Origin of the sequence: Acinetobacter sp. NRRL B-65365 (assembly GCF_001605865.1) — a bacterium.
In the GTDB taxonomy this organism is placed as follows: domain Bacteria; phylum Pseudomonadota; class Gammaproteobacteria; order Pseudomonadales; family Moraxellaceae; genus Acinetobacter; species Acinetobacter vivianii.
The window spans coordinates 20,682-31,410 of sequence record NZ_LRPD01000033.1 but is presented as its reverse complement, the minus strand read 5'-3'; the positions used below and the strand labels follow the sequence as shown (position 1 = coordinate 31,410).

General features: G+C 43.2%; 7 protein-coding genes, 1 other RNA gene and 1 pseudogene. 2 read left to right on the top strand and 7 right to left on the bottom strand.

From position 1 onward, the window contains the following. Positions 1-275: 275 nt before the first annotated feature. Positions 276-518, bottom strand: a pseudogene (locus tag AWW72_RS19830) (Arm DNA-binding domain-containing protein); the annotation flags it as partial. Between the two features lie 247 nt (positions 519-765). On the opposite strand from AWW72_RS19830, the gene ssrA reads away from it, so the two are divergent. Then, positions 766-1,125: a transfer-messenger RNA gene (gene ssrA / locus AWW72_RS12730) on the top strand. Positions 1,126-1,218: 93 nt separating this feature from the next. On the opposite strand, the gene ggt is transcribed toward ssrA, so the two are convergent. The 3 genes from ggt to AWW72_RS12715 all read right to left on the bottom strand — a co-directional run bounded on the left by ggt (position 1,219) and on the right by AWW72_RS12715 (position 6,204). Next, the gene (gene ggt, locus AWW72_RS12725; protein ID WP_062847589.1) at positions 1,219-3,213 is read right to left on the bottom strand and encodes a gamma-glutamyltransferase; all 1,995 of its coding nucleotides are present in this window, start codon (positions 3,211-3,213) and stop codon (positions 1,219-1,221) included. 309 nt (positions 3,214-3,522) lie between these two features. Further along, positions 3,523-5,049 (bottom strand): DHA2 family efflux MFS transporter permease subunit, encoded by a 1,527-nt coding sequence (locus AWW72_RS12720; protein ID WP_047431981.1) that lies wholly within the window; start codon positions 5,047-5,049, stop codon positions 3,523-3,525. Positions 5,050-5,055: 6 nt separating this feature from the next. Further along, entirely contained in the window at positions 5,056-6,204 is a 1,149-nt protein-coding gene (locus AWW72_RS12715) for an HlyD family secretion protein (protein WP_062847588.1), read from the bottom strand. Between the two features lie 475 nt (positions 6,205-6,679). Between AWW72_RS12715 and AWW72_RS12710 the strand changes: the two genes are divergently transcribed. Next, on the top strand, positions 6,680-7,663 hold the full coding sequence (locus tag AWW72_RS12710) for an AraC family transcriptional regulator (RefSeq protein WP_062847587.1): 984 nt from the start codon (positions 6,680-6,682) through the stop codon (positions 7,661-7,663). A 59-nt stretch (positions 7,664-7,722) separates the two neighbouring features. Here the strand turns inward: AWW72_RS12710 and AWW72_RS12705 are convergent, their stop codons facing one another. From AWW72_RS12705 to antB, 3 genes are all read right to left on the bottom strand, one after another. Continuing rightward, positions 7,723-9,057 (bottom strand): MFS transporter, encoded by a 1,335-nt coding sequence (locus tag AWW72_RS12705; protein ID WP_062847586.1) that lies wholly within the window; start codon positions 9,055-9,057, stop codon positions 7,723-7,725. Positions 9,058-9,191: 134 nt separating this feature from the next. Further along, complete coding sequence (antC, locus tag AWW72_RS12700) at positions 9,192-10,229, bottom strand: anthranilate 1,2-dioxygenase electron transfer component AntC (RefSeq protein ID WP_155858557.1); 1,038 nt, start codon at positions 10,227-10,229, stop codon at positions 9,192-9,194. A gap of 6 nt (positions 10,230-10,235) precedes the next feature. Continuing rightward, complete coding sequence (antB, locus tag AWW72_RS12695) at positions 10,236-10,727, bottom strand: anthranilate 1,2-dioxygenase small subunit (RefSeq protein ID WP_004771000.1); 492 nt, start codon at positions 10,725-10,727, stop codon at positions 10,236-10,238. Positions 10,728-10,729: the final 2 nt, after the last annotated feature.

Genomic DNA, 10,729 nt, shown 5'->3' with positions numbered 1-10,729 from the left:
TGATCTTGTCTCATCCATATAAAGCAGCCTTAGGGCCAAACGTTTGGCTTAGCCCCTTTATCACTGTGTCACAATGATAAATTACTTTAAATCAGCTCAAAAAATTAAAGTTTTGTTGTGGTCCATAGACCTTTAAAAATAGCTGGACTATATAGATTTTAAAAACCTTCTCTTTGAAGATATCTATTAAATAGAGGCGACATATTCTTTCTCTCAAGAGTACCTAAAACCTCTTCTATAGAATTACCTTCATGTTTTCTTATTAATGGTTTAATTCTTAAAGCGATGTGCAACACCGACTTGGAATACTTGTATTTTAGCTCCCTTGCTTTATTTAAACTCATATCAGGATATGGAGCAAGTGACTCTGACTTACGCTCACCAAGAACAGTAAAGTGTATGTTCCAGTATTTTTGCCCTAATAGCGTTACGAGAAGTGATAGACCGTTCTTATCCGAAAGGCGATATCGTTTTTCTTTTGGCTGTGCTTTTCTGCATTCTGTATCGGTAAGCTTCATCTATATTTACCCTTTATCTAGACTAAAATAATTGGGAAAATTGTCCCATCTCTGTCTTTTAAAAAGCAAAAATAAGATCAAATCAAGTCGGATAGATTCAAAAAACTGTCCTTTTACCAGCTTTTCAATTTGGAACTTGAAAAATAAAGTGCAGTCACAATATAGAAGAATAAGCGCATATTTTGCTGATTGGTTAGAAATTAAGATTTAAATTCTAGCTATCTATGTTATGATTGCGCTGTACTTTGGGGATGTTTCTGGCTTCGACGCTGGTGATGAAACTCATAGATGCATGCCGAGAGCGCATTTTCTCTCGTAAATAAAATTTGCATTTTAATAGTCGCAAACGACGAATCATACGCTCTAGCTGCCTAAGGGCAGCTTGTCCGCTTCACTGAATACTTGTGGTCAGTGAACCCGACTGAAGCGCACGCACACAAGTCCGTATAGAGTCAAGCCTCGGGGCTTTATACCAAACTTAGAGGATCGCGCTTTGTACCCTGTTCGTCGGGTCGCTTAGTGTTAAAACAATAGACGATATCTAAGCATGTAGTATTCTCGAGCGTAATGCTGGCGGACGCGGGTTCAACTCCCGCCATCTCCACCAAAATATTATTCGGGATTGTTCGATCCGATATAAAAAAGCCTTTAAGTTCAATACTTAAAGGCTTTTTTATTTGCCTGTTAGTCCGATATCATCCTATAGTGCACCATTGCCTAACACGATGCCCTCACGGCGTGGATCGACTCCACCCGCGTATTTGCTTTGATTATCAATATTCACTTTCATAATCGTCGCAATCCCACTGGTTTGAGCGGTATTGGAAATACCATGTCCTTTTGCTTTCAACGCATCGATCAGTTCAAGTAAGGACAACTGATCATTCGAGCTATCAATATTGGTATTTGGACTATTGGTTGCCCCAAAGTTCACCAAAGACGTGGCTTGCTGTGCATTTAAATTCCAGTCCAATGCACCGACCAGCGTTTTTACTACATATTGAATAATCGTGCCGCCACCCGGTGAACCTGTTGCCATATAAAAATCACCAGGTGCTGTTCCTTTAAATACCAGCGTTGGTGCCATGGTACTGCGTGGACGTTTACCACCTTCTACACGATTCGCCAATAATGCGCCAGTTTGATCGACAGGATTGGCACTAAAGTCCGTTAACTGGTTAGATAACGGGAAGCCATCGACCATATGGAATGACCCCATACTTGCTTCTACTGTCGATGTCATTGAAACCACATTGCCATACGCATCGACAATCGTGAATTGAGTTGTACCATGTTCAACCGTCTTATCTATGCCTGCATTGGAATCGAATTGGCCTGCTGGGGCTACGCCCATACTTTGATCTGGATTGATCAATGCCGCACGTTGTTTCAGATAATTTTTGTCAATTAGACTAGCAATGCCCTTCGCAGGTAAAGGCACAAAATCTGTGTCTGCTACATATTTATCGCGGTCTGCATAAGCCAGTCGTTCCGTTTCAGAAACTAAATGTACGCCCATGACATCAGGTATCCCACCTTCATTCTCTGGATTTTTAGGCGGGTATTTACTCATCTCAAAGTTTTCTAAAATGCCCAGCGTTTGTGCAACCGCAATCCCACCTGATGATGGAGGTGGCATGGTACACACATAGTAACTGTCTCTGTAAGTGGTACAGATTGGCGTCCGTTTTTTTACTTGATAATTGGATAAGTCCTGTAAAGTCATCAAGCTTGGGGTAATTGGAGTACGGGCTGCATCATCCCCAACAGTTTGTCCCGCCTTAGCCACAATATTTTTCGCCATCGGCCCACTGTACATGGCTTTCGCACCTTGAGTTGCAAGTGTTTCCAGCGTTTTGGCATAGGCTTTATTGGTCATGGTTTCACCCACTTTACGCGGTGTACCATCTGGATAAAAGTAGGTTGCGACTGCATTTGCATCGAGTGCCAGATGAGCTGCATTACTTGCAATTGCATCGGCTAAACGTCCGGGAATACGGAAGCCATGATCTGCCAATACAATGGCTTGATCAAAAAGCTGATCCCATTTCAGTTTGCCGTGTTCCTGTTGTGCCTGTTCCAGCAAACGCATTACCCCGGGCACACCAATAGAACGGCCACTACGACGGGCACTCGGCACAGGTGCAGGAGATTCTGGATCATGTATATCCTGTCGAACCAGATAATATTCATTGGCAGCAGCAGGTGCAGTTTCCCGTCCATCATAGGCGGTAACCGTTTTGCTTTCTGCATCGTAATACATCATGAAACCACTACCCGCAATGGTACTGGATTGTGGTTCCACCAAACCCAACACCGCTTGTACAGCTACGGCGGCATCCACCGCAGTTCCACCCGCTTTTAAAATTTCACATCCGGCCTTTACTGCCAATGGCGTATTCGCCACCACCATATATTTATCGGCATATTTGACTGTATTGTTTAAACGATAACCCGATGCACCTTCAGGTGCCGCAGGATCACCATTCTGGTCCGAACCGACCACAACACTCGAGCCATCCTCTGCAAGTTTGCTACAACTACTTGGATCCTGATCAATAATCAGGTTGGGTTTTGAAGGTTGGCCTGTATTTGAATCTTTGCCTGATTGATCTGATGAGGAATCATTCCCACATCCCTGTAATAAACCAACAGCCAATAAGCTGCTGAAAAAAAATGAATATCTATGATTCATGTGATAACTCCATTATATATACCTGCCTATCCATGCAATTGCCATGCTAGTTTATTTATTTTCAGGTATAGAGGTTTTAATTTTTGATAAAAATAAATTTTTAATAATATTCAATGATTCTAGGCTTTATCTCCTACGCCCAGTAATATCCCTCCTTGTGATTACAATGCAATCCTTATCGCTTTCAATTGGATTCTGGCATGCTTTCTCTAGAAAAAAATAGGCAAAATCTATCAATTACAGCTTAAAACACTATTTTTATACATAAAAAAAGCACCTCAGAATAGATGCTTTTTTAGTTCATAATTTTTAGTGGGTCGGCATGCCACCCGTATTCCCTTTCGGTTTTGGACTTAACCAGATCAAGGCACTGGCAAAAACAAATACAATCGCCAAAAGCATAAATACATGATTGGCAGACATGGTAATCGCTTCTTTATCCACTAAATTGGCAATCACACCGAGCGTTGCATCAGGTGAGAATCCATTCTGAAGCAGACTATTTTGGACTTCTTGCGGATGCAGATTATTGACCATTTCACTACGCGCCACTTTGGCATGATCATCCCAAATGGTGACTGCAATCGACGCACCAATCGCCCCTGCCATAGTTCGAAGGAAGTTCATTAACCCTGCGGCTGATGCCATTTCTTGTGGCAATACTGAGCCCATTGCAATATTCGACAACGGAATAAAGAAGAATGGCACCGCAAAACCTTGCAGGATTTGAGGCCACGCCAAGGCCATAAAGTCAGCATCAGTCACCCAGAATGCACGCATCAGAGTGACAACGCCGAGCAAGGCCAACCCAAAGCTTGCCAATGCCCGCGGATCATATTTGGTCGACAGCTTCGCCACAATCGGCGACATGGTTAAACTACCAAAGCCCATCGTGGCAGTGAGATAACCTGCCCATGTCGCGGTATAACCCAGATTGATCTGTAACCACTGCGGAATGAGTACGATACTGCCAAAGAAGGAACCGAAACCAAAGGCCAGCGCCAGTACCGAAACAGCAAAGCCCCGATGCCTGAACACATAGAGATTGACCACGGGATGCTTTTCAGTCAGCTCCCAGATCATAAAGACAATAAAGCCTACTGCTGCGACCAGCGCCAGAATAATGATACTGGTGTTATTAAACCAGTCGCGTTCATGTCCGAGATCCAGCATTAATTGCAGTGCGCCAATCCACAACACCAATAAACCTAGGCCAATGGCATCAATCCGTAGTTTTTCGGTTTTGGTTTCAGCCACAGACAATAAGCGTATGGCAGCTAAGGTACAGACAATACCAACCGGAATATTAATGAAGAAGATCCAGTGCCAAGACAGATTATCACTAATCAAGCCCCCGAGAATCGGCCCTAAAATTGGCCCAATGACCGTGGTCATCGCCCAAAGCCCCATTGCCTGAGCATGCTTTTCTGGTGGGAAAATTCGCATGAGCAAGGTTTGACTGAGCGGCATCAGTGGGCCACCACAAAGACCTTGCCCAATTCGGAAAAAGACCAGCATTTCCAGTGAAGTCGCTAAACCACAAAGGAATGAAAAGATAGTAAAACCAATCAATCCGAAGACAAATACCCGAACCGTACCAAAACGTCCCGCCAGCCAACCCGTTAAAGGGACACAAATTGCTTCTGCAACAGCATAAGAAGTAATGACCCATGTCCCTTGAGAACTGGAAACCGCAAGGTTCCCTGTAATATGAGGCACAGAAACGTTGGCAATAGTGGTATCCAGTACCACCATAAAATTTGAAAGGGCGATCACAAAAGCTGCAAGCAGTAAGCGCCCACCACTGAGTTCTGCAAAAGGAGTTTGCGTTTTCATGGCTGATTACTTCGATGCGAGATCAATATCCGCTTGCATCGATAACCCGACGCGCAATGGATGTTGTGCAAGTTCTTTTGGGTCAAGAGTAATACGTACGGGTAAACGCTGTACCACTTTAATCCAGTTGCCTGTCGCATTTTGCGCTGGAATCAAGGCAAATGCCGCCCCTGTTCCACCCGAGAAACCTTGCACAGTCCCGTGATAAACCACATCATCGCCATACAGGTCTGAGCGTAGCGTAACTTGCTGGCCTTCTCTCACTTTCGCCAGTTGGCTTTCTTTAAAGTTTGCATCGACATACAGTGCAGATAAAGGCACCACCGACATCATGACCGTACCTGGTGCTACACGTTGACCAATCTGAATATTACGACGGGCAATCACACCATCCACAGGTGCACGAATCACGGTACGTTCCAAATCCAGCGCAGCCTGTTCTACATGAGCTTTTGCGACGAGCACATCTGGTGTTGACGCTTCATTTACCCCTTGAATCAAGGCTTCATTGGCAGCAAAGGTACTTTCAGCGGCTTTACGGCTAGAGGTTGCCTGAGCTAAACCTGCTTGAGCCAGATCCAAACTGGCTTTTGCAGTCGAAACTGCACTTTGTGCCTTGCTTAATTCTTCTTTAGAAATTGCACCTGTCGCAGCAAGCTCATTACGGCGTTTGAGTTCCAATGCTGCACGATCATAATCCGCTTGGGCTTTAGTCACTTGCGCTTGCGCACTGCTGATCTCATCATTACGAACAACAACCTGAGAGTTTAAAGAACTGCTATTTGCCTGAGTCTGCTTATATTGACGTTGTGCTTTGGCAAGTTCAGCTTGCGCCTGTGCTAATTGAATCTTGGCATCCCGCTCATCAACACGCACCAACACATCGCCTTTTTTTACCTGTTGGGTATCTTTCACCAATACTTCAGAAACTTGCCCGCTCACCATTGAGGTAATTTGCGCTGTTTCAGCTCCCACATAAGCATTATCGGTACTGACAGAATGATTAAAGAATAACGCCCAGATGCCATACAGAATTGCAGCAAGAATGAGAATGAGCGCGAAAAATCCGAGAAATTTTTTACGTTTTGCTTTCATTGCATCATCTGATGCCGAATCTGAAGCAGCATCCTGTGGGTTGGCTTGAGCGTCAGTCATAAGTTATTCCTGAAAATTAAAGAGATTTTTAACTTTTGGTTTAATCAGCCGATCAGTTTAATTTTGAAAACTTAACTGAATGTTAAAAACCAAAGCGCAAAAAAATAGGAGCAAAAATTATTTCGCATTTTAACGATAAAAAATCATATGGCGAGATTAAAAAAAATAACTGATGCGTTCAATTCTTATAAATTGATATTTTATGAATGATTTAAAACTTAAAGTTGGCTATTTAGCCATTGCACAAATCAACACCCTAAGCTCGAGACCTGCATTTAACATACCTATAAAGCATAAAGATATATTCCCTACAGGCTTGTATATTTGCTTGAGTTTGCTCTAATGAAACAAGCTGGAACAGCATTTCTGTTCAATTGCTCTTCCAGAGAGCTAAGAATAAATACGCTCATTTATGGATCAAAATGGCATTTTTCTTGCTGCTAAAACAATAAGCACTTCGCTAGGTGAAAGGACTATGACATCACTCAGCCAAAACATGGATCTTATCCATCATTCGCATCAAGCCGATTTTGCACAAAATGTAATGTCGATGATTTGTGGCGAACATCGTCTGGATACCTTGTGTCGGGAGACACTCGACTTTCATTATGACGGCATGCGACTTCCTCATAAAAAAATGGCGATCGGGACGATCAGTTATGGTGCCAACGTTGCAATCAACATTTCCAATCTAAAAGCCTATAGCATCAGCCTGCCGTTTCATGGCAAGCAAACACTGAGCATTCGTGGTGCCAAATATCAATCCGATGCGAATACTGGGCTCATCGTTTCCAATCAGGATTTACAGGACTTGGTTATTAATCAGGATTGTCAAAAGTTTCAGGTGGTGATTCCCGAAAAAAGTCTGCATCTGGTGCTATCAGAGCTCCTCAATCAACCACTTGAACAGGCGCTGGTCTTTAACCCTGAAATCTCGCTCAGCATGACTGGGCTGATGAAAGCTTGGTGGAATAACATTGAAAACTTTTTACAACTCAAATCACATTATGCAGACTTTTCGGGTTTGTCGATGTTTTCTGAAGACTATGAAAATTTTGTGATTAAAGCCCTGCTGCTGTCTCAGGAAAATAATTATTCTGCGGCATTGCATGACCGTAGCAATCAGATGGAGCCAGCATATATCCGAAAAGTGAAGAATTTTATTGTACAACACGCACAGGAATCCTTCGATGCCGAGAGTTTACAACGTTTGGCGGGTGTCTCTAAATCCAAACTGTATGAAGAGTTTCAACAATATTATGGACTCAGTCCAATGGCCTATTTACGTAAATATCGGTTGCAGCAAATCTATAAAATATTGAGTCATGCAAATAAACAGCAAAAAATTTCCATTTCCAAACTCGCTTATGATTGGGGCTTTAATCACCTCAGCCGTTTTGCGCAAGAATACAAAGAGGAATTTGGCGAAAAACCGAGTGAAACCCGAAATAATATCTAGTGTGGTGTATTTATAAAACCCAAGCCCAGTGTTAGAAAGCACTGGGCTTTTTTAACGTCTTAACTGGTGCTTAAGACAGGATTGGCTTTATTGTTTTGACGCATCGCTTTTAAACTTAACGCAATAAAGGCAATAAACGTCGGTAAGGCCAAGAGGTAGAAAATACCACCAAGGCTGATTTCATAGGTAAAGATATACGAACCGAAAAATGCCCCAAAAATTGCGCCAACTCGTCCAATCCCATGCATCCATGACACGCCGACTGCACGACACTGCGATGGATAAAATAAAGCAGCTAAAGGTAACAGTGACGATTGAGCGCCCGTCAACAAAGCACCAATCAGGAAAATACTGATCCCGAGCAACAAAATACTTGAGCTGACGAAACCCGCAACGATAAACAGCACAAATGCCATTAAATATGCATATTTGATCACGATGGTTGGATTCAGCTTATCCATATACCAGCCCATAATCACAGCACCGACCACTCCACCGAATGGGAAAATAGAAGCAATCAAGCTAAATTGCTGCGTACTGAAACCAGCGGTTTTTAAAATCGTAGGCATCCAGCTGGTGAGTAGATAAAACACTAACAGGCTCATGAAACAGCACAGCCACAGCATGACTGATCCCCAGAGATATTTCGTTAGTACGGTTTTGACAGGACTATCAGTATGATTGACATCGATCTGGGCTAACTCAATTTTGACCGTGTCAGCAAAAGCATGACCTTGAACTTTTTCCAGAATGCTTTGAGCTTTATTTTGCTGATCTTTTTTAATCAGATACGGTACAGATTCTGGTAATTTCAATATTAAAGCGACCACTAAAAATAAAGGAATAATCCCGCCTAGAATTACCACTTTGGCCCAACCTAAATTCTCCAGTAAATAGGCCGACAACACCCCACCACAAGAAATGCCCAGCATAAAGCCACAACCAGCCAGTCCCGTGAGGAAAGCTTTGCGTTTTGCAGGCATATATTCTGACACGATAGTACTGATATTCGGCATGGCTGCGCCTAATCCAACGCCTGTGATGAAGCGGTAAATCATCAGGTCTTGTGTAGAAGAAGCAAAACCACACAGAATGGTAAATATAGAAAATAATAAAGTCGTGGATACAATCACGCCTTTACGTCCAAATTTATCCGCCAACGGCCCAGAAATAATTGCACCAATCGACATACCCACCAGTGCCGCGCTCAGCACTGGCGCCAATTCAGGTTTACTAATCCCCCAGTCATCTAGCAACGCAGGCGCAATAAAACCAATAATCCCGGTATCCAAACCATCACAGAAAAACACCAGAAAGCCCAATGCAAAAACCAGCCATTGCAAGGGCGACAGCCGATCCCGATTGATCACATGATTCACATCAATTGTCTTCATTTTTATTCCCTTAAAGTAGATGTTTCAACGTATGCTCACGTTGAGATTTTTAATTTTTCAAACGGCTTATTTATCTTAAACAGGGGGATTTCCTCTCCCCCTGTTTTGTGTCAATCGTTTGGCAACGCAGCCGATCAATTGCGAGCCGTATTGCTTTGTAAAAACTTTTCGCTATACAAACGATAGTTGTCTAATGCTTGTCCATCCAGCCAGCCTTTAACCGCCTCGATCATCGGGGGCGGGCCACATAGATACATGTCAAAGGCTTGTTCCGCGAGTTGTTCCCGATTCAGATGCTCGTGGATATAACCTGTTTTGCCTGCCCAAGTCTCCGAAGCTTGCGTGACAATAGGTTGATAATTGAAATTTGGTAAACGTTCAGCATAGCCTTGCAAACGGGATTGTTCACATAAATCAATTTCCTGATTGACCCCGTAATACAGCTGGATTGCAGGTGCATTCGTTTGTTCCGTAATATTGTCCAGCATGCCTAAAAATGCCGATAAACCTGTTCCACCCGCAATAAACACCAATGGACGCTCAACCTCACGCAAATAGAAACTGCCGAGAGGTGCTTCCATCAAGATGGTTTGACCGACTTGGCAGCGATCACGTAAATAATTACTCATCACGCCATCGGGTAATAAGCGAATTAAAAACTGCAATTGATTGCTCTGATTCGGACGATTGGCAAAAGAATAAGAACGCCAGTCATCCGTCTCAGGGATCTGCAAACGTGCATATTGACCAGGTAAAAACTCTAATTGCTTGACGGATGAACTGGCATCGACATGCAAAATCGCAGTTGTCTCGGACACCAGCTCAACCTGAGTCACCTGCGTTGCAATTTTCAGTGTTTCACCAGCGTTGCAGATTTCAGAATTGTGATCGAAATAGAATGCAGCATTGGATTTGACTCGCGTTTGGCAAGCCAACATTTTGCGCTCTGCTAAGTCACGTTCACTTAAAGCATCTTCGTCGACATATTCCTGTTCATAAATGCCTGTTTCACATTGTCCCTGACAGGTTCCGCACACCCCTTCACGGCAATCCAGCGGTAAATTAATGCCCTGACGAATGGCAGCATTAAGTAACAGTTCATCTTCATGTACCGAAATAAAGAAGGTTTTTCCATCGGCAAAATTAAGTGCAACTGAATGTCCCATCATGATGCTCCCTTAAACATGATAAAAATCCAACACCGAATCAATTTTGTCATTCAGCAAAATCGTGTGTTGACGGCGAATACGGAATCCTTCAGCCGTTTGTCTTAACACGTAAGTGGCATGTCCATAGAAACAACCTTCTAGCCCTTGACGGTTATATAAGGTGCTCCAACCGACTCTGGCTTCGATCAAACCATCTGGCAGGCTTTTGACCTGTACATTTTGAATACTGTGCTGAGTGCGTGGTAATGGTGTCGCCGATGCCGCTTTCCCTGTACGGATACGGAATACACGGTCTTCTAAACCCGAACGGTCTGCATAATAAATATAAGACAAACCCTGATTTGGATCTTCGACATACTGATGATCATCAATCCATTGCGGAATGTGATATTCACTATCTTCATCATACAGTTCCAGATAGGCATCCCAATCATAACGGTCGCATAACTCTGATTTTTGATAAAGGAATTGTGAAACAGCAAAATGTAATTCAGCAGTCATGA

Coding starts and splice junctions, on each gene's coding strand:
- AWW72_RS12705 (WP_062847586.1), bottom strand. CDS start 9,057: ATGAAGACAATTGATGTGAATCATGTGATCAATCGGGATCGGCTGTCG.
- AWW72_RS12715 (WP_062847588.1), bottom strand. CDS start 6,204: ATGACTGACGCTCAAGCCAACCCACAGGATGCTGCTTCAGATTCGGCA.
- antB (WP_004771000.1), bottom strand. CDS start 10,727: ATGACTGCTGAATTACATTTTGCTGTTTCACAATTCCTTTATCAAAAA.
- ggt (WP_062847589.1), bottom strand. CDS start 3,213: ATGAATCATAGATATTCATTTTTTTTCAGCAGCTTATTGGCTGTTGGT.
- AWW72_RS12720 (WP_047431981.1), bottom strand. CDS start 5,049: ATGAAAACGCAAACTCCTTTTGCAGAACTCAGTGGTGGGCGCTTACTG.
- AWW72_RS12710 (WP_062847587.1), top strand. CDS start 6,680: ATGACATCACTCAGCCAAAACATGGATCTTATCCATCATTCGCATCAA.